General features: G+C 55.9%; 16 protein-coding genes and 1 pseudogene. 7 read left to right on the top strand and 10 right to left on the bottom strand.

The genetic code is table 11. The annotated features are described in order from the left end of the window. The first annotated feature begins 233 nt into the window (after positions 1–233). The 5 genes from AC3ISI_RS16915 to AC3ISI_RS16895 all read left to right on the top strand — a co-directional run bounded on the left by AC3ISI_RS16915 (position 234) and on the right by AC3ISI_RS16895 (position 8,719). Positions 234–1,682, top strand: a complete 1,449-nt coding sequence (locus AC3ISI_RS16915; RefSeq protein ID WP_489332960.1) for a sensor histidine kinase — start codon at positions 234–236, stop codon at positions 1,680–1,682. 186 nt (positions 1,683–1,868) lie between these two features. Then, positions 1,869–4,673, top strand: coding sequence for a multicopper oxidase domain-containing protein (locus AC3ISI_RS16910; protein WP_489337738.1), 2,805 nt, complete (start codon positions 1,869–1,871; stop codon positions 4,671–4,673). A 38-nt stretch (positions 4,674–4,711) separates the two neighbouring features. Then, positions 4,712–5,725: an SCO family protein gene (locus tag AC3ISI_RS16905; protein WP_489332959.1), complete on the top strand. Its 1,014-nt coding sequence runs from the start codon at positions 4,712–4,714 to the stop codon at positions 5,723–5,725. 104 nt (positions 5,726–5,829) lie between these two features. After that, positions 5,830–7,320: a sensor histidine kinase gene (locus AC3ISI_RS16900; RefSeq protein ID WP_489332958.1), complete on the top strand. Its 1,491-nt coding sequence runs from the start codon at positions 5,830–5,832 to the stop codon at positions 7,318–7,320. Further along, positions 7,289–8,719 carry a sigma-54-dependent transcriptional regulator gene (locus AC3ISI_RS16895; protein ID WP_489332957.1) on the top strand — a complete coding sequence of 477 codons (1,431 nt, stop codon included), beginning with the start codon at positions 7,289–7,291 and terminating at the stop codon, positions 8,717–8,719. The genes AC3ISI_RS16900 and AC3ISI_RS16895 overlap by 32 nt, the downstream gene beginning before the upstream one ends. Positions 8,720–8,721: 2 nt before the next feature. Here AC3ISI_RS16895 and AC3ISI_RS16890 read toward each other — a convergent pair whose 3' ends face one another. Continuing rightward, positions 8,722–9,108 (bottom strand): hypothetical protein, encoded by a 387-nt coding sequence (locus tag AC3ISI_RS16890; protein WP_489332956.1) that lies wholly within the window; start codon positions 9,106–9,108, stop codon positions 8,722–8,724. Positions 9,109–9,275: 167 nt separating this feature from the next. Between AC3ISI_RS16890 and AC3ISI_RS16885 the strand changes: the two genes are divergently transcribed. Further along, positions 9,276–10,079, top strand: coding sequence for a class I SAM-dependent methyltransferase (locus AC3ISI_RS16885; protein ID WP_489332955.1), 804 nt, complete (start codon positions 9,276–9,278; stop codon positions 10,077–10,079). 431 nt (positions 10,080–10,510) lie between these two features. Here the strand turns inward: AC3ISI_RS16885 and AC3ISI_RS16880 are convergent, their stop codons facing one another. Together AC3ISI_RS16880 and AC3ISI_RS16875 are read right to left on the bottom strand one after the other, a co-directional pair. Next, complete coding sequence (locus AC3ISI_RS16880; RefSeq protein ID WP_489332954.1) at positions 10,511–11,305, bottom strand: ChbG/HpnK family deacetylase; 795 nt, start codon at positions 11,303–11,305, stop codon at positions 10,511–10,513. A 73-nt stretch (positions 11,306–11,378) separates the two neighbouring features. Beyond that, positions 11,379–11,645: pseudogene (locus AC3ISI_RS16875) on the bottom strand (N-acetyltransferase); the annotation flags it as partial. Positions 11,646–11,958: 313 nt separating this feature from the next. Between AC3ISI_RS16875 and AC3ISI_RS16870 the strand changes: the two are divergent. Beyond that, the gene (locus AC3ISI_RS16870; protein WP_489332953.1) at positions 11,959–13,383 is read left to right on the top strand and encodes an undecaprenyl-phosphate glucose phosphotransferase; all 1,425 of its coding nucleotides are present in this window, start codon (positions 11,959–11,961) and stop codon (positions 13,381–13,383) included. Positions 13,384–13,428: 45 nt separating this feature from the next. Here AC3ISI_RS16870 and AC3ISI_RS16865 read toward each other — a convergent pair whose 3' ends face one another. The 7 genes from AC3ISI_RS16865 to AC3ISI_RS16835 form a co-directional block, all read right to left on the bottom strand. Next, positions 13,429–14,169, bottom strand: coding sequence for a WecB/TagA/CpsF family glycosyltransferase (locus AC3ISI_RS16865; RefSeq protein ID WP_489332952.1), 741 nt, complete (start codon positions 14,167–14,169; stop codon positions 13,429–13,431). Further along, positions 14,169–15,356, bottom strand: a complete 1,188-nt coding sequence (locus tag AC3ISI_RS16860; protein WP_489332951.1) for a glycosyltransferase family 2 protein — start codon at positions 15,354–15,356, stop codon at positions 14,169–14,171. Before AC3ISI_RS16860 ends, AC3ISI_RS16865 begins: the two co-directional genes overlap by 1 nt. Further along, complete coding sequence (locus AC3ISI_RS16855; protein ID WP_489332950.1) at positions 15,353–16,555, bottom strand: glycosyltransferase; 1,203 nt, start codon at positions 16,553–16,555, stop codon at positions 15,353–15,355. Before AC3ISI_RS16855 ends, AC3ISI_RS16860 begins: the two co-directional genes overlap by 4 nt. A 75-nt stretch (positions 16,556–16,630) precedes the next feature. Next, complete coding sequence (locus AC3ISI_RS16850; protein WP_489332949.1) at positions 16,631–17,554, bottom strand: DUF535 family protein; 924 nt, start codon at positions 17,552–17,554, stop codon at positions 16,631–16,633. 7 nt (positions 17,555–17,561) lie between these two features. After that, complete coding sequence (locus AC3ISI_RS16845) at positions 17,562–18,539, bottom strand: glycosyltransferase family 2 protein (protein ID WP_489337736.1); 978 nt, start codon at positions 18,537–18,539, stop codon at positions 17,562–17,564. Positions 18,540–18,544: 5 nt separating this feature from the next. Continuing rightward, entirely contained in the window at positions 18,545–19,069 is a 525-nt protein-coding gene (locus tag AC3ISI_RS16840) for a serine O-acetyltransferase (protein WP_489332948.1), read from the bottom strand. A 7-nt stretch (positions 19,070–19,076) separates the two neighbouring features. Next, positions 19,077–20,033 (bottom strand): glycosyltransferase family 2 protein, encoded by a 957-nt coding sequence (locus AC3ISI_RS16835; RefSeq protein WP_489332947.1) that lies wholly within the window; start codon positions 20,031–20,033, stop codon positions 19,077–19,079. Positions 20,034–20,148 lie beyond the last annotated feature (115 nt).

Genomic DNA, 20,148 nt, shown 5'->3' with positions numbered 1-20,148 from the left:
GCAAATTCCGTACCAATCTTTGAAAACCGTCGGCACAGGCCCGCAGTGAAGGACTGTGGCATTGTTGCGGCTAAATCGCGGCGGGCGCCCAAACGGGCGACTGCCCCCAGTGTTGGGGATAGATGGGGGCGATGGGTCAGGCGGGGAAAAGTTGGGGGGGGGTAACACCGCAAACGGGGCAAACATCTGGCAGTGAGCTATAACCCTATAGGGGAAATCCGGGAACCACGTTCATGAATATTCAAGCAGCAGCCCTTCAAAAAGAAGAGGGTGGTATTCGCCTGAGTTCGCGCAAACAACCGTTCAATCTGCTGCGCTGGTTTTCGCTGATCAGCATGGCGGTGATCGGCACGGTCGCCGTGGCGCTGGGCGCAGTGTCCACGCGTTTTGTGATTACCGAGAGCGTGCAGCGCGATGCGTTGTTGACGTCGCAGTTCATTCAAGCGATTGCTTCAGCCGAGGTGCGCCATGTGTCCATTCCCCATGTGCGGACCATGGGCGAGTTGCTCGACCCGCGCAAAGACAAGGAATTTCCCGATGTCGATCCAATGGCCCGTGCCAGTGCCCGAGGTGAATTTCTCGACCATATCGAACATTTGCCCGATGTGATCCTGGCCAACATCTACTCCCCCGACCGCATGGTGATCTGGTCCACCAATCCGGAGTTGATGGGCACCACGATCCATGCCGACGATGATCTCGATCAGGCGTTTGGCTCCAGGTCTCCGGTGTCCGCCAGCTATCACAACGTGGACAAGGGGAAGATGGAGCAGAAATTCGTCACACCACCGGACTACATCTTTATCGAGAATTACATTCCGCTGTTCGACGCCGATGGCGATACCGTCACCGCGATGGTCGAGATCTACAAGGAACCCAAGGACTTGATCGAACGCATGGAGCGCGGCCTGGCAATGATCTGGCTGGCCACGGCCCTCGGGGGAGGGCTGATCTACCTGGGGCTGTACTGGATCGTGCGGCGGGCGGCGATTCTGTTGGCCACGCAACAAAGACAATTGATCACCAACGAAACCTTTGTCGCCCTCGGGGAGATGTCTTCGGCGGTTGCCCACAGTCTGCGTAACCCGTTGGCGACCATTCGCTCCAGTGCCGAACTGGCGCTTGAGTTCGACAGTGGCCCGGCCCACAAGAACATCAACGACATCATCGGTCAGGTCGATCGCATGTCGAAATGGGTCCGGGAATTGCTGCAATCCTTGCGACCGCTCAACGACGAAGCGGAGGCGGTGAACCTGGTCGCCTGCTTGCATGACAGTCTCCTGGCCTTCGAACATCAGATCGCCAAGGCCAGGATTCACGTGGTATTCGAGCCGAAGGAGACGCCGATGGTGCTGAGCCAACAGGTGCAGCTGACGCAGATCCTCAACAGTTTGATGGCCAATGCCCTGGAAGCCATGGACAAGGAGGGCACGCTGACCCTCACGCTGGAACCGATCGAACATGCAGGTACTTGTTTGATCGTCAGTGACACTGGCAAAGGCATGAATGAGGAGCAGCGCAACATGGCGTTCCGCCCGTTTTTTACCACCAAACAGGGTGGGCTGGGCGTCGGGCTGGTGCTGGTGAAGCGCATCATGGAGCGTTTTGGTGGTGCGGTGATCCTGGACAGCCGCGAAGGCGAGGGCACTACCGTCCGTTTGTCGTTTAAACGAGTTCCCTGAAAATGGGTGCGAACTTTCCCCGCTAGCGGGTGTCAAGCCCCAGTCATTTTTACCGGGGTATGGCACATTGATGTTGATAAGCCATTGTTTTGCTGGGTGTTAATAATTTCGTATAAAACTGTTACAAATTGGCGAGGTCCTTGCAAATCCCACATCACCCCCTTCACGCATTCGAGGCGGTTGATGATGGACAGAAAAACGCGTTATCCCTACAAGTGGATTGGCTTGTTGACGCCACTGAGCGTCCTTCTGACGATGACGCTGAGCACAGCGAGTCTGCGTGCCAGTCCAATCGATGACGAGCGACAGCCTGAACCGTCCGACCCTTCGGCTTATCAAGACGCACCGGCGGATGAACCGGCCGCCCTGAACTCCATTTTGAGCATGCCGGAGGCCAACGAAGACTCCTTCGATTTGCCCGATGGCGTCAAAGGCACCCGTAACATCACGCGGCAGGAGAACGTCCTGCCGCCGTCGGCGCAAACCAGTTTCAATTACCCCACTAATGGCAAACCGAGCCCGTTGTATGGTGCTCAGCCATTCACTCAGCAGCTCGTGCTGTTTGAAGAGTTCGGCCCGGAAAAACTCGACCCCACCACGCCGCCGTCACCGTTGAGTTTTCCGCCAGCGGCGGTTGGCCCGTTGCCACAGCAAGACCCGACGAATGCGGCTCGCAGTGCGCCACCGAGCGCAGCACTCGATGCCTTCATGCGTCAACCGGGGCTGACACCGTTCCCCAGTCAGTACTCCAACGTGGTGGACCGCAACCCGTGGCAGGCGCAGATCGAGGTGTTCCTCAACCGCCACATCGGCTCCTCTGCCGAAGGCCGTCCGCCAGGAAAGGGCTGGTCGCATCAGCGCTGGAACGAGTTCTACCCGCAAATGGCCTACAAAACCGTGCAAACCGGAGCAAGGCTCAATACGGGGTGGCGCGACAGCCATCAGATGCACGGTTATGCCGTGGGTGAGTTCGGGCCCGGTGGCCTGTATCACAACGTGGCCGGTATTCCGGCAACGGAGGGTACTTCCAAAGGCGTTGATGCGAGATTCCACCCGAACATGCCGGTGCAAAATCACAATTCGGTGTGGACCTTCGACGGGACCTTGCCGCCTAAACTGTTGATGGTGCGTTACGGCCAGCCGACGTTGATGCGCCACTACAACGGCTTGCCAATCGACCCGTCCGCCAACATGGGTTTTGGTTTGCACACCATCACGACCCATGAGCACAACGGTCACGGCCCGGCGGAAAGCGATGGTTATGCCAACGCGTTTTTCTTCCCCGGGCAGTATTACGACTATCGCTGGCCGATCCAGCTGGCCGGTTACGACACCATCAACACTGACGCAAAGGATCCACGCGCGGCGTTCCCTTGCGCACCGGGTGAAACCCTGTGGACCAACGATATGAGCCCGAGCCGCAAAACCTGCGAGAACGGCACGATCAAGATCCGTGGCGACTGGCGCGAAACCATGAGCACCCACTGGTTCCATGACCACATGCTCGATTTCACCGCGCAGAACGTCTACAAGGGCAACGCGGCGATGATGAACTACTACAGCGCCCTGGACCGTGGTAACGAGTCGGTGAACGACGGCGTCAACCTGCGTTTCCCTAGCGGCAGTGCCTTGCCGTGGGGTAACCGCGACTACGACGTCAACCTGGTTGTGGCCGACAAGGCCTGGGATCAGAACGGTCAGCTGTGGTTCAACCCGTTCAACACCGACGGCTTCCTGGGCGACCAGGTGATGGTCAACTGGCAATGGAAACCGACCCTGGATGTGCGCGCTCGCAGCTACCGGTTCCGCATTCTCAACGGCTCGGTGTCGCGTTACTACAAACTGGCGCTTGTGCGTGAAATCAAAGGCACCAGCGGCGAGTTCCAGGGCCCTAAAGGTTCGGGTGTGTCCTATGCCCGCGTGCCGTTCCACATGATCGCCAATGACGGCAACATCATGGAGCACAGCGTGCCATTCGACGGCACCATGGACCTGGACGGCGACGGCGATCTTCAGAACCACAACGCCATTCTGCCGACCCAGGGCATTGCCGAGCGTTTCGACATCATCGTCAACTTCGCGAAAAACGGCATCAAGCCTGGCGACAAGGTGTTCTTCGTCAACCTGTTGGTGCATGAGGATGGTAAAGGCCCGAAAGATCCTGTCTCGCTGGCGGACGTGCTGTCGGAGAAATACCTGGCCGTGATCAAGCAAGGCAGCAAGGGCCCGCAGTGGGACAAGGGTGATCCGGCGGTGGGCAAAATCCTGCAACTCAACGTCAAGGCGTATACCGGTCAAGACCTCGCCATGGACCCTGCACTGTACGAACCGGCCAAACCGGGCAAGCCCGTAGGCTTGGTGATGATCCCTCTGAAGCTTCATCGCGACAATCCGGCTGACCAGGCGCTGTTGGCCAAGGCTCGGCACCGGACCTTCGTCTTCGGCCGCTCCGACGGTACCGATGAAGCGCCGTGGACAGTCAAGACCGATGGCGGCTTCGGCTACCATATGGACCCGCGTCGTTTGAACGCCGCGACCCAACTGGCCAACGGTCCAACGGATGCAGGGTCTACCGGTTACGGCACCCTGGAAGTCTGGAACATCAAGCTTGGCGGCAGTGGCTGGAGCCACCCGGTGCATGTGCACTTCGAGGAGGGAATCATCCTCAGTCGTGGCGGCAAGGCACCACCAGAGTGGGAAAAATGGGCGCGTAAGGACGTGTACCGCATCGGTTCGGAAAAAGACGGTCTGGACAACGTCGAGATGGCAATCAACTTCCGCGAGTTTGCCGGGACCTACATGGAGCACTGTCACAACACCCAGCATGAAGACAACTCAATGCTGCTGCGTTGGGACATTGAGAAACCCGGGCAATTCCAGTTGATGCCAACACCGCTGCCTAGCTGGGATGGTGTGCGCTACGTCAACTCCGCCGCACTGCCAACCTACACCACTGGTGACGGCTTCGGCCCTAAAGTGCCGGTTAAATGAAACGCCGCGAGGGAGCCGACATGAACATGAGCATGAACATGAACATTAAAACGCCGCGCTCCCGCGCCTTGGGCATGCACCTGATATTGGTACTGGTCAGCTGTCTGCTGGCCAGTCAGGTACTGCTGGCCCATGAAGGTGTGTTGTCGCCGACGCAGGAGTCGGCGACACCCTGGGGCGGCGATTATTTCCCCAACACCCTGCTGACCGATCAGGACGGTCAGCAGGTGCATTTTTTCGATGACTTGATCAAGGACAAGGTGGTGGTGATCAACTTCATCTTCACCTCGTGCAGTGACTCCTGCCCACTGGAAACCGCGCGCCTGCGTCAGGTGCAAAAGCTGCTCGGCGACCGGGTTGGCCAGGACATCTTTTTCTACTCCATCAGCATCGACCCGTTGAGCGACACACCCGAAGTGCTCAAGGCCTATGCCCAACGGTTCCAGGTCGGGCCGGGCTGGAAATTCCTCACCGGGGAGTTTGCTGATGTCACCGAGTTGCGCAAGAAACTCGGGCTATTCATTGAAGGCGTCGACAATGGACGCAGCAAAGATCACAACCTGAGCCTGATCGTCGGCAACCAGAGCACCGGTCGCTGGATGAAAGCCTCACCGTTCGAGAACCCGTGGATTCTCGCCGATCAGCTGGCCAACACCTTGCAGAACTGGAAAAAAGCCAGCACGGGGGAAAGCTACGCCAACGCTCCTGAAATTCGTCCGCCCAGCAATGGCGAAGAACTGTTTCGCACCCGCTGCGCGTCGTGCCACAGCCTGGGCCCGATGGACGGGCAGGGCATCGGCATGCGCAGCATCGGCCCGGACCTGATCGGCGTGACCCGCCAACGCGCCCCGGCCTGGCTCAATCGCTGGATTCGTGAGCCGGACAAGATGCTGAAGGAAAAAGACCCGATTGCCGTGGAGCTGTTTGAACGTTTCGACAAAATCCCGATGCCCAACCTGCGTCTGGATGAGAAATCCGCGCAATCGATTATGGAATTTTTGCAGGAAGAAACTGACCGTCAGCAACCGTTGCAAGCGGCGCAGGCACAATAGCGGCGAAATAATATCATTGGGTCAGAGACAGGCGCGTTCAATGCCACCTACACTGAACCGTAACATGGCTGAACAGGCTTGAAGCGAGCATTCAGGACAACCCTATGCCGACACTAGAACAACAAGAACCGGAGCCGGCCACGCCGGCAGCAAAAGGCCAGAAGCGGATGGGACAATTCAATCTGCTGCGTTGGTTTTCCCTGGGCAGCTTTCTCATCATCGCCGCCGTCGCGTCGGGGCTTGGCTATATTTCCACGCGTTTCGTCGTCACCGAGAGCATCGAGCGCGATTCGATGCTGACTGCGCAATTCATTCAGGCCATTGGTGCTGCCGAAATTCGTCATGCCACGATCAGCCCGGACAGAACCATGGGCGAAATGCTCGATCCGCGCCTGGACAACGCATATCCGGACGTGTCCCCGGGAGCCCGCGCGGCTGCGCGCATTGAATTTCTCGATCATGTGGAGCATCTGCCGGACATTTTGCTGGCGACGGTGTACGCGCTGGATCGGACCGTGGTCTGGTCGACGAACCCGGAGCTGATCGGCACGCGTATCGAAGGCGACGATGAGCTGGACGAATCGTTTGAAATGAAAGAAGCGGTGTCCACCAGCTACCACGAGATCGACGAAGAGCGCCCCGAACAGAGACTGCTGCGCGAGCCGGAATACCTGTTCATCGAAAACTACATCCCGATGTTCAATGCCGACAAAAGCAAAGTGGTCGCCATGGTCGAGATCTACAAGGAGCCGGTGGACCTGGTAGCGCGTATCCAGCGTGGTTTCAAGGCGATCTGGCTGGCGACGGTGCTCGGCGGTCTGGTCATTTACCTCGGGTTGTTCTGGATTGTGCGCCAGGCCGCGATGTTGCTGAAGAGCCAGCAAAAACAATTGATTACCAATGAAACCTTCGTTGCCCTGGGGGAAATGTCATCGGCGGTCGCGCACAGTTTGCGCAATCCGCTGGCCAATATTCGCTCCAGCGCCGAGCTGGCCCAGGACGTCGCCAGCCAGAGTGCGCAGAAGAACATCGGCGACATCATCAATCAGGTTGATCGCATGTCGCGCTGGGTTCGGGAGTTGCTGGTGTCGTTGCGGCCCATGAATGACGACTATGAAACGGTCGACCTGGTGCTGGCCATTGATGACACCCTGAGTGCTTTCGATGCCCTGATAAAGCGTTCGAACGTGGAGGTGCACTTCACGCCTAAAACTTGTCCACCGGTCGTCAGCCAACAGGTGCTGTTGACGCAAATACTCAATAGCCTGTTTGCCAACGCCCTGGAAGCGATGCCCAAGGGTGGCCACCTGACGATTGATATCGAACAGCCTCACGACGGCCATGTGCGCATGATCCTCACTGACACCGGCAAAGGCATGAACAAACAGCAGCAACAGATGGTCTTCAAGCCGTTTTTCACCACCAAACAAGGAGGGTTAGGCGTAGGCCTGGCCCTGGTCAAACGAATAATGGAGCGTTTCGAAGGCTCGGTTGAACTGACCAGCCAAGAGCAGGAAGGAACCCGCGTCTGTCTCAACTTTAGAGTGGCAACGGGAGGGGAATATGGAGCGCAGCATATTGCTGGTCGAGGATGACGAAATACTCGCCGAAAATATTCAGACCTACCTGGAGCGCAAAGACTTCGAGGTAACGGTCTGTCACTCTGCTGAAGATGCACTGGAGCAATTAAGTACGTTCGCCCCTGACGTGGTGCTGACCGACAACTCGTTGCCGGGCATGAGTGGTCACGATCTGATCCAGAAGCTGCGCGTCAGCGCGCCGGACCTGAAAGTGATCATGATGACGGGCTATGGCAATGTCGAAGATGCCGTGGTGGCGATGAAAGAGGGCGCTTTTCACTACGTCACTAAACCGGTGGCGTTGCCCGAACTCAAGCTGTTGCTGGACAAGGCGCTGGCGACCGATCGCATGGAACGCACGTTGTCGTTTTATCAGGAACGTGAGGCGCAGAAGTCCGGCGTGCAGGCGTTGATCGGCGAATCGGCGCCGATGAACTACCTTAAAAATACCATCGCCCAGTTGCTCGACGCCGAGCGACGCATGGCCAACACCGACTTGCCACCCGTGCTGGTAGAAGGTGAAACCGGCACCGGTAAAGAATTGGTGGCCCGGGCGCTGCACTTCGACGGCCCGCGCAGCAAAGGACCGTTCATTGAGTTCAACTGCGCATCGATCCCCTCAAACCTCGTGGAGTCGGAACTGTTCGGTCACGAGAAAGGCGCCTTTACCGACGCCAAGGACCGCCGTGTCGGCCTGGTGGAAGCGGCCGATGGCGGTACGCTGTTTCTCGATGAAATCGGTGAGATGGACTTGCTGTTACAAGCCAAGCTGCTGAAGCTGCTGGAAGACCGCACCATCCGTCGAGTCGGGTCGGTGAAGGAGCGCAAGGTCGATCTGCGTGTGATCAGCGCCACCAACTGCAATCTTGAACAAATGGTCCAGCAGGGCAAGTTTCGCCGTGACCTGTTCTTCCGTCTGCGGATCATTTCCATCAAGGTGCCGCGCCTGTATGCCCGCGGCGAAGACATCCTGCTATTGGCCCGGCATTTCCTTGGGGCCCACGGCAAACGCTATGGCAAGCCAAACCTGCATTTCAGCGATCAGGCTGAAGAACTGCTGCTCAGCTACAGTTGGCCGGGCAACGTGCGTGAATTGCGCAATATGCTTGAGCAAACGGTACTGCTGGCCCAGAGCGATACCATCGCCGTTCACCAGTTAAACGTTTGCCTGAGCCTGGTGGATGACCCACCGATGTATCAGCATGAGCCTCAACACCACGAGCCGCGCCCGATCTACAACGGCAGCGAGTCGATGAACCTGCCCGAAGTCGAGCGCGATATGGTGCGCAAGATGCTCGACAAGACCGACTGGAACGTGACCAAGTCCGCTCGGCTGTTGGGCCTGAGCCGTGATATGTTGCGCTACCGGATCGAGAAACTCGGCCTGGCACGCCCGGATAAACGCCAATGGTAGGTTTATTGCAGCATGGGGCGCTGATGGCTCAGGCATTCGAGTGTGCAGGTCGGGTCGAGGACTTCCTCGTTCACGTACACCCCGTGCTCGGCATCGTACGTGCGGATGAACACCCGAACGGAGGCATCGGCGAGTGTCGGTAATTGGGAATCGTAGAACACGTGCTCGCTTGAAATCGGTATGAATTCCTGGGGCGAGGTCGGGATATACGAACCTGGCGGTACGATGCTCATGGAAGGTGGAACGGGGTGGGCGAAGGGTTGGTCGGCCCCGTAATAGTTGAATTCACTGCTGTAATCGGTGGTCGGCGTCATGCGGTCGTCTGCGTGGGCGGCGCTTGCAACAATCAGGCAAGCAGTGAATAGCAGCGTCAGATCGGTTTTTTTCATGGCAACACCTGCATCATCGGTTTTCGCGCAATTCCCCAAGGCCATTAACTATAGCTGTCGTATGGGCACGCGTTCGCCGTGCCCGATTTACAAGATTCCAACAGGTGTTTTTTGCAGGCTGATCTAGACTCGTGCCGGTTAGACAAGATCCGAATCTGGAGCGTGCAATGGAAATGCCGACAAAAGAAACAGCCATCGCCAGCAACCGCGAGGCGTGGAACGATTCCGCCCGACACCACAAAGACACCCGCGAATGGCACGAGATTTTGAGCGCCGTGGGGCAGAGAAATTTCTCCTGCCTGGATGCGACGTTGACCGGTGTGCTGGAGCAGGTGGGCGTTGTTGGCAAGGACGTGGTGCAACTGGGCTGCAACAACGGCCGCGAAAGTCTCTCGCTGTATGCATTGGGTGCCCATAGCGTGGTGGGCGTCGATCAGTCCGCAGCGTTTCTTGATCAGGCCCGGGAATTGGCATCGCACTCGGCTTATACACCCGAGTTCATCGAGGCGGACATTCATCATTTGCCGGGTGCGATGCACAATCGTTTCGACGTAGCCCTGATCACCATCGGCGTCTTGAACTGGATGCCGGACATCGGCGAGTTCATGCGTCACGTCGCGTCGACCCTCAAACCTGGCGGCGCGCTGGTGGTATACGAAACCCACCCGTTCCTGGAAATGTTCGACCCCGAGTCAGCTGATCCTTACCGCCCGGACAGTTCGTATTTTCGCAGCGAGCCATTCGTGCAGAACCAGCCGATCGTCTACGAAGGCAAGGTCGAACAACAGGCCGCCGCGTCTTACTGGTTCGTCCACACCCTGGGCGACATTTTCGCCGGCGCCCTCGACGCCGGATTGCACATCAGCCACTTCAAGGAATACCCGCACTCCAACCGAGAGGAGCTGTATGACCGGTATGAGCGGCAGGCGGCGCAGTTGCCGATGTGTTTTACGTTGGTGGTGACGCGCTAAGAAACGTATTGCTACTTCTGGCCCCTTCGCGAGCAAGCTCACTCCCACATTTTTGATTTTCATGAGACGCAGTTTTTGTGGCCGCCGAGGATCCCTGCAGGAGCGGGCTTTCCCTAATGCCGATCAGTTAAGGTATTGAACGCCGCAATCCCTGTGGGAGTGAGCCTGCTCGCGATGGCGGTGGTACAGTCAACACTTGCGTTGCCTGTCAATCCGCCATCGCGATCAGGTATTGCGTCTTAACTAATCGGCATTAGGGCTTGCCCGCGAAAGCGGCATCACTGACGCCGCTGTATTCAAGTGAACATCAAGCCCACCGGCTCGCGACTGGACTCGCCGCGCAAACCGGATCAGATCGCGCTCCATCCACATCAGTTCCCAATGGAAAAACACATAGCGCTTCCACAGCGACTCCACAACAGTGTGGTTTTTTATTCCAGAATCGCCTCTGCTCGCTCGCTGTAAGACTTGCCCACCCCGTTGTAAGAGACTCGTTGCACCCCCGGCAAACGCTGGTCCAACAGTGCGCTCAACGACTCGCCATGATCGAGATAGGCATCGCCAAAATCGGCGCCGAGCTGGTTAGGGTGCGCGACGATCTCCAGCAGCCCATCGGTCGGTGGCGCAGCATTGCGCAGGTCCACCGGGGTGCACACGTAGTTAGCAGTGGCGCCGGCCAGGTGAGTTAAACGCCGATTGAGCAGTTCCTTGAACAGGCGCTTTGGCAGGCTCAGGTTTTGCCCCAGATTGCGCGCCAGCCGTACCGGCACCCCTTGGTGGGCGGCGAAGCGGGCGACGATTTCCGCGATGGGCCAGATGTTGTGCACGTGTTGGTGAGAGTCCAGATGGCTCGGTCGCACGCCGTTGTCCAGGCAGCGTTGCCATTGCGCTTTGAGCTCTTCGAGCACCGCACCACGGTCTCGGCGACTGAGCCAGAGGCGGCGGCGGGACAGGTTGAGGTCGAACATGCCGGTGTTGTTGCAGAAGGTGCTTCGACCCAGAATCGACTGGCTCAAGGGGCGCCCGTACGTGAGGTTGAAGTGCAGCCCGATCCGGCCTTCGAGTATCGGGTGCCGGGCCATGACACACGCCGCTTCGAAGGCCGGCATATTGGCCATGGCGGTAGCGGAGCTGATGACTCCCGCCTGAAAAGCCCCCAGGATCACTGCGTTTTCGCAGGCACTGAGGCCGAAATCGTCAGCGTTGACTATGACTTGGTGAGGCATGTTCGTTCTCCACGATTTTTGTTGTCGGCTCGCCCGCTTTGGCGAGGGGCGTTATGACAGGCGCGGATTTGGCCGCCGCGCCCCAGATAAACGCCACTGCATCTCCTTGATCGTCCAGGTGCATGTGCCCGGTGTAACCCTCGCGGGCCAGTTCGGCCATGGTCTCTACGCGGTCACCGAAGTGTCGGGTGAAAGCCACGGCGTTTTGCGCGGTGATGGTTTCCATGCGCAACGGCGGGTAGGACACTGAGTGTGTGCGGCGGCACTGGGCTGACCAGATCGCGCTCCATCCACAATAGTTCCTGGTGGAAAAAAAGTAGGGCTTCCACACTTTTTTAATCGATCACCGCCATCGTCAGGCAGGCACCGAGCATCACCGTAGCCGTCAGGCGAAGCGCCAGCGGCGTAACCTTGTCGATGCCTGCTTCCTGTTGCAACAGGCGTTTCTCCCAAAAACCCAACACTGACAACGAACGCCGAACCGGTGGCAGGACTCCATGGTGATGCTAAAGTGATAGCAGGCATTGCTCCATCCTGCCCGAAGTCTATAAATTTGGTTGTCGGTGGTTTATCACAAGCAGGAGTGGTTTGGCGGTAACGCGGACTGAATCGCGACTTCATTGAGCGCGAGGGGCAGCAAATGAGATCTAAATATGATTTTTGAGCCCAATACTAGTCGTTCCGTTCTTCAGCGAAGAAGCAGTACCAGTATCGTTATCCAGGCCGGGCTCGATTGTGTCACGGTGACCGGTGTCGCGTGGTACCTGATCAACTATCACATCGGCGTTATATCGCAGGCCTATGTCATCATGGTCCTGTTGCTACTGGGGGCGTTGGCCGTCGTATACGATCACTATGCTATTTACCGAAGCAATGTCGGCTTCGCTGTCAAAACTTTTAAGCTTCTCAAGGCATGGACGGCCGTTTTTTGTTTTCTTGTTGCCATGGCCTTTCTTACCAAGCAAAGTGAGCAGTACTCGCGTTTGTTGGTGGGTGAGTTGTTTGTTATCGGGTATTTCGCGCAGTTGCTTTTGCACCTCGCAACACGCGAAGTCCAGAAAAAGTTCCTGGCCCATCCGGCTCATAGGAACAACGCACTTATTATTGGCAAGGGAGAGCTGGCCAACTTTCTTTACCAGAAAATCAGCAATAACCCCTGGCTGAGTGAGCAGGTGGTTGGGGCAGTGTTGATCGGGACGGATGAAGATCATGTGGAAGACAGTTCAAAAAATCCACATCGCTTACCCATACTGGGCCATATCTCCGACCTGGATGAGCTAGTTGTTCAGCACTCCATTCGTACCGTCTATTTTGTTACGCCACTGGATGGTCCGCAGGTTATCAAAGACGTTTATTTAAAGCTGTTTGATAAGCACATCGCCGTAAACTGGGTGCCGGATATTTTTTCACTACGCTTGATCAATCACAGCGTACGTGAAATTGCCGGGATTCCCGTGCTGACCCTTTCTGAAACTCCGCTGATGGGGATGCGGCTGCTTCTGAAGAACCTTGAAGATAGAGTCCTGGCCTTTCTCATCTTGCTGATTGCATCACCGTTGCTGGCGGTAGTCGCCATTGCCATCAAGCTCGACAGCCCTGGACCGGTGTTCTTTCGACAAAAACGCATGGGGTGGAGTGGCGACTCGTTTCGTATCTGGAAATTCCGAAGCATGGTCGTCCATCAACCGGAAGATGGCATCGTCAAACAGGCTGAAAAGAACGATCCGCGCACTACCAGGGTGGGCGCCTTTATTCGCAAAACCAGCCTGGATGAACTGCCGCAGTTGTTCAACGTGTTGATGGGGGAAATGTCCCTGGTGGGGCCTCGCCCCCACGCCATTGCGCACGATGCGCAGTACTCACCCGACATCGCGGACTATTTTGCCCGTCACAACATCAAGCCAGGGATCACAGGCCTGGCTCAAGTACGTGGCTTTCGTGGTGAAACGAGAGATATAGAACAGATGATTCGGCGGGTTGATTCGGACATTGAATACATCAACAACTGGTCGCTCTGGCTCGATTTCGTCATTCTTCTGCGCACTGTGCTTGCCTTCTCCGGCAAGCATGCCTACTAGTCGATACCGAGGGGCGCGATAAAAGCGGGCAAGTGAGAGCACCCGCTAAGGAGTGGCCCTTCTGTAGATAAGCATACGCAGCAAGAACATCGGATTACCAACCACATAGCGACTGAATAATCGTTTTGGCTCCTGTATCAGCCTGAACACCCATTCACAACCGAGACGACGCACCCATTTCGGCGCCCGATCAACTTTGCCACCCAGAAAGTCGAGGATAGCCCCACCGCAGACAATCAGACATGGCACACCGCTGGCGGCTAGCCTGGTAGCTACGACCTCTTGTTTGGGCATGCCCATTCCCAGCACAACCAATTCTGGCTGCCAGCACCTGGCAAGGTTTACATAGGCATCCGCTTCAGCAAAACCATGGTGCGCAGACACTACATTTACCGCAAATAGCGCTTCACTTCGTTTCACCGCATTAGCTAGAAAAGCCTCTTCAGTGCCCCAAAATGCCACGCGTCGTCCTTTGAACGCAGCCAGCAATTTGGGAATAAAATCCGTGCCATTCATATTTAATCCCGGGGCCAGTCCGAGACGGCGAAACAGCATGGCCATGCCGCTGCCGTCTCGCAGTAGAACGTCAGCAGACAGCAACGCCTCGTAGTATTGATTGTTACCCGACACAAGGTTCATGGCGTGCGCATTGACGAACCCAAGCACTGTTGTTGTGTCAAACCTGGACAAATCATCAATCAAATCCTGTTCATCGCCAACATCGCTGACCAGCCTGAGTTTCGGGACAATCGTTTTCCAGTTGTCCTGCCAGGTAAGAGCACGCATCACGTGTCATCTCGCTTCGAACGCACCCACTCAACCTGGCGCTTGATTAAAAATCCCAGGTACAGGGGTATTTTTTTCAACGCGTAGAACGGCGCATACAACAAGGTAGAAAAAGATATGATCCCCCGACCAAATTGGTTCCATGCCAGCAAGACTGTCACAGCCAAGATGGCCAGCCCGGTAGAAGCTATCAAGGAGGGTGCCAGGGCACCAAAGAACACAAACATAAACCAGGACAGGCTAAACGCCGCTCCCAGTATCAGGGTCAGTAAGGCCAGCGGCGGCACCAACAAATCCAGCGTCAGGGCCAAAAGACTCCAGTTGCCCCGACTAATAGACTCCATGATCAACTTTGGCGTATCACCGAGAAGTACCCCCAGGTGACCATGTTCCCAACGCTTTCGCTGGATACTTAAACCTTCCTCACTGCGTGGAAAATAACTGGTCACCAAAGCGTCTGGGCAAAATAAAGGTGGTTTGCCGCGTCGGCAGAAATCCAGGCCCATCTTCAGATCTTCGACGATATGCCCACTGGCCAAATTGATTAAAGGCAGATCCCGCCAAACGAATGCCATGCCTGCGCCCATTAACTGACAGGGCAAACCAAGCCGAGCCCACCCTTTGGGCCGCACCAGGTTTTTCACACACCAGGCAAACTCGGCAAGCCGCACTTTTAGCCCGGCGCCTTCTGGAGCACGCATCAGATAAAGTGATTGAGTAGGCCGCCCAGATTCGATGCAACGCACTGCCAGCCTTTCAATAGCGCCCTCGGCCACCTGACAGTCGGCATCAACAATGATAAGGACGTCCGGCGCGTTACTCGTCAAATGACGCACGCCAAAGTCCAGCGCATAGCCCTTGCCGCGCTGCTGATCATTGCTGCGCTCAACCACCTCGGCGCCCGAAGCGCGGGCGTGCTCGGCTGTGTCGTCAGAGCAGTTGTCCGCCACCACCAACAGGCGATCGCCAGCAAGCAACTGCGGCCGAATACTATTTAACGTTGCGACGATGATCGATGATTCATTGTGTGCAGGCACCAACACCGCCACTCGTGGCCGCGATCCTTGTTTCGACGCAGGCGACCGCACAGTCAGGCAGGCCAACAACACCTGGATGAACAGCACCAGCACCGGCAAAAGGACGAGTATCAACAGTGCACTGAACAGCCAACTGAACAACGTGATCATGTTTGGCCCTTGAACAATTTCGCCAATTTGGTCGTTTCGGTATCAATGTCGTGCCGCTCCAGCACTCGCTGATAGGCGGCGTCGCCCATGCGCTGCAACACTTCAGCAGGTTGCGCGAGGCAGTCTGCGAGCGCTGCGGCCAAGTCCTCAGCCGCGCCGGCGGGGAACAACCAACCGTTCTCACCTTGGCGCACCAACTCGGGAATACCCGCCACATAAGTCGTAAGTACTGGCCGGCGCAGGGCCATGGCTTCCATGATGACCACAGGCAAGCCCTCGGCGAAACTCGGCAGCACCAGGGCCCGTGCCGCAAGAATTTCCTCTCGCACCTGCGCACTGCTAATCCAGCCGGTGATACGAACCTGAGCCTCTAAACCATACTGCGCAATCAGGGCTTCAATTTCTTCACGCAGTTCCCCATCGCCGGCCAACACTATTTCAAACTTTACGGATTGCGCTGCCAGAATACGGGCGGCCTCCAGTAACAACAATGGCCCCTTTTGTTCACTCAAGCGCCCCACAAAAACCAACCGGGGGGCAGCCGGTGAAGCAACTGCCGGTACATCGTGAAAGGCTCGTTCCAGGCCACAATGCACCACTTTGACTTTTGCCCAGTGCGCATGAGGCACCCAGCGAAACAGCTGGCTGCGTCCATAAGAGCTGATGGCCACGACAAAAACCGAGCGCTGAACTTTCTCGCCCAAATGAATAAACTGCGGTTTGTCGAACTCTTCAGGACCGTGCACGGTAAAGCTATAGGCGGGCCCGCCAAGAGCATTGGCCAGCATCACCACTTCGGTTGAGTTAGTGCCGAAATGCGCATGCACATGCTCGGCACCGAATGCTTCTAACCAAGACAGCAAGCGGCAAGCCTCGAACAAATAGATCAAATGGTACGGCAAGGGGCGATCGGCATGTCGGCCCATGCGTAGCGCCAACCAGAGCGCCGATAAAAAGCGCCGCGGCTTGGCGCGCAGCACCTGGAAGACAGGTACCAACAGGTCTTTGACTCCACCCTGGAGCACATAAAGGGTTTTATCGCGTTCCGACACATCCTCCGCGTCCACCAATTCGGCATCCCAGCCACGCAGCGCAATGCGCTGCACTTCCAAGCCCTGGCGTTCTAACGCCAGAATCTCGCGGCGGATGAAGCTATGGCTGACCTTGGGATATTGATTGATGAAATAAGCGATACGCATAGGAACCAAGCTTCGATGTCGTTGCGGTGAATTATTACTGCAGGCGAACCCACAGGCGTACGGTGATCACGAACGTCAATGTGCTAAATAGCTGCCTATCAACACCTTATCTATTGCTGTAAATGTGTCATCTAGAAGCTCATAGCGCCTGCGGTACATGGCGCGCTTTTTTGAAGGAATAGAGTCAAGCGGCTTCCTGGATGAAGCCAGGGGGATCTCAAAAAAATCTTCGCGCTCTGAAGGTGTCGCCCCATGCTCCAACCAGATCGAATCATAATTTGCCGCAAGCTCTTGAGCTTTTTCAGCGCCGAAATACGGATGACGATGATGGCGATACCCATCCCCTACCGCATATATTTTTCCAACACCAATATTCATTGAAATGTATTTAATAGTCTCAATCAGAAAACTTCTTGGCCGAAGGCCTTCAAAATCTTTTGTAAGCTCCCGGTAAATTGCCAAGGACTTATCACTCTCAATCCCTTTGTGTATCCCTTGAACTGCACCGATGAAAATACAAAGCTCAATCTCGGTGTGGCACAACGTGAAGGCTATTGATGCAACGCGCAAATTTCCCTGGAACAAGTTCAGTACCAGCTCTCCTTCGCGCATAAACCATACGGGACGATCCAGAACCAAGGAGCAATCGGCCGACCACTCTGACAAATCACTCAAGATAAAGCGGTCATTGCGCCCGAAAAGCAAAAACTGTGGACAGCTTTTTGTGACCACTTCGTAATGTGAGGCTAATACGTTAAGCCTGACCTGGGAGTCCCAATTTCTACTAATGTAAGGCCAATGAACAACACCGATACAGTCGGCCCCCAGCTTCTCAAGTCCGGACTTTCCCAGCGCGTTTGACATGCGTAACAGAAATAATTTCAGCCTGGACCAGTTTATCCCGACCAATATCAGGAGCTTCAGCTTGTTTTTCAACGCTCTGACGGAATATCCAGCATGTAAAGAAAGCACGCTTTTCAGTACTAGCCAAAAACTCATAAAAGTCTCACTTGTATTCGATCAACGCCGATTTACCGATGCCGAATCTGTCCAATAGAAACTTGACTTGCCCAAGCAACTCAGGAAATTTCCCCAGCACGAGAAAGAAAGCCAGCAACCAGTTTTCGCGCACGGATCTATCGCCCCGACGAGCCAGACGCGCTACCTGCAATGGATAAACCAGCAGCAAAAGCAGCCCAAGCCACCCCAGCATCAAGCCCGTAATGATAGTCGCCAATGGAATCCCCAAGCCCCAAAACCAGGCCCGCCGCGACTCGCGCCGCCAGTGTTGTTCCGGTGCATTTCCATGCAGAAATGCGCCCTCGGCAAACGCGTAGCCGCCTCGCAGAGTACGCCGCCACCATTGGCCAAAACGAGTCATGGCCGCATCATGCAAGGTCATGTCGCTATCCAGGCGCCAGACCTTCCATCCATTCGCACGTAGACGCAGACACAACTCGGGTTCTTCCCCGGCAATCAGCTCCGGTCGAAAACCCGACACAGTGGCGAAAGCGTCGGCCCTGATCAGCGCATCACCACCACAAGCCTTGGTCTCACCTAGCGGGGTATCCCATTCGAGATCGCACATTAAGTTGTAAATCGAGCGCTGTGGAAATCGTTCGCGCCGCCGCCCACAGACCACCGCAACCTGAGGATTTTCATCAAGAAAGGCCTGCGCCCGAGGCAGCCAGCCTTCGACCACCTCGCAATCACCATCGACAAACTGAACATAACGTAACGTCGGCATTAAACGCCGCACACACGCAAAGCCTTCGTTACGCGCGCGCGCAGCCGTAAAGGGGACCGTTATATCCAACTCGACCACTTCGACCCCAAGCTTCAGCGCCATCGGCACAGAACCATCCGTTGACCCTGAGTCGACATACACTGCCTTCTGCGCCACACCGACCAGCGAAGAAAGACAACGCTCAAGCCGTCGACCTTCGTTACGACCGATAACTACAACACCCATACCAGTGGCCATTGAGTTCATGAGCGTTCCTTTGTTTCTGTGCGCTTCCTTTTCTTGATAGTTGCAGGCACACCCACGGCAATCGAGTCGTCGGGTACATCTATGAGCACCACGGCATTGGCACCGATCACAACATTATTGCCAATGCGAATATTGCCCAGTACCTTGGCCCCGGCGCCGATATCAACATTGTTGCCTATCACCGGGGCAATGGGCTCATCCACATTTTTTAGCCCCACCACCACGCCGTTGCGGATGCGGCAATCGTCGCCGAACTGCGCATAGCCACTGATCACGATTCCACCGAAATGATCGATAACAAAGTTACGGCCGACCACAACCTCACACGGCAGTTCGATACCCGTCACGATCTGCACAAACTTGAATAGTACTTTGTATATAAAAGAGAACAGCTTGCGTAACAACGCCGGACGCACGCCGTAGCGCCAGCGTCCAAAGCGATAAACCAGCATCACCCAGAAGCCCTGAGCCGCCCAATCCCCACTGTATGCACGCAAGTCGGCACGTATGAATTCGAACATAAAAGATCTACCGTGTTGGTTGGCTGGCGAGACGGGTTTCACGCAACAATGTCCAAGTAACTTTAGTATGCTGCCAGCACGCCTGGATAGACGCCCAATCACGGCCTTTCAATAGAGCCTTGAGCGCCAGAATTAGATCCCCAAGGCTCACCAGTGCCATATGAAAAGCCAACCCCGCCAGGCCGTGGTGTTTGCGAAAGTACAACAGCTCACTTTCGATCTGAAACTTGGTAAGTTGACGGCTGGTCGAATTGAGCTTGTCAACAGATTTGGCACTTTCTCCACCGATATGCACCACCGTGGTATGCGGGTAATAAATCACTTTCCAACCAGCCTGTTTAACGCGTTTGCAGTGGTCAACTTCTTCGTAGTAAAGAAAGTAGCGCGGATCGAACAAGCCAATCTGGTCGATGACTTCACTGCGGATTAGGTAGTAGCACCCAGGCACCCAGTCGCACTCACGTACCGACTCATGATCCCAAGCCATGTCGTCGACCTTTTTCACCCCAGGGAAAAAGCGACCGAGTCCTGTTCGCGCAATGAAGACATTCAACGGAGTCGGAAAATACCGGCAGGACGGTTGTAAGTCTCCTTCTCGCCCAACTAACCGAACACCCAGGACACCGCAGTCCGGATGCGCTTCCATGTATTCGAGGGTCAAGCTCAGGGTGTCGGCGGCAATAAAGGCATCGGTATTAAGGAGTAACGCGTATTGACCTTGCAGGTGCTCGATTAATTGATTGTTGGCCCGGCCAAAGCCGATATTTTTATCATTGACCACTTGCAATGCCTCTGGACAAATGTTTGCCAGGCACTCGAGCGAATTATCGGAAGAGGCATTGTCTACCACCAAATAGCGTGTGCGATCCGCACTGTTTGTTTGTCTTAATGCATTAAACATCGGCTGCAACAGAGCCGCTGTATTATAGTTAACGACTAGCACATCAAGGGAAACATTAACCATTTGATTCCCCACGCAAAACGTGCTGCACTCTCATTGCTATAAGCTTCGGTTGCAGGCTCAACCATGGCGATAAATCAACTGACGGCATTACAACTACCCCGGATTCAATGGCACG

This window comes from Pseudomonas sp. GL_139_B (assembly GCF_057834475.1).
The sequence above is the reverse complement of the archived record's forward strand: the minus strand, read 5'-3'. Positions and strand labels throughout refer to the sequence as shown.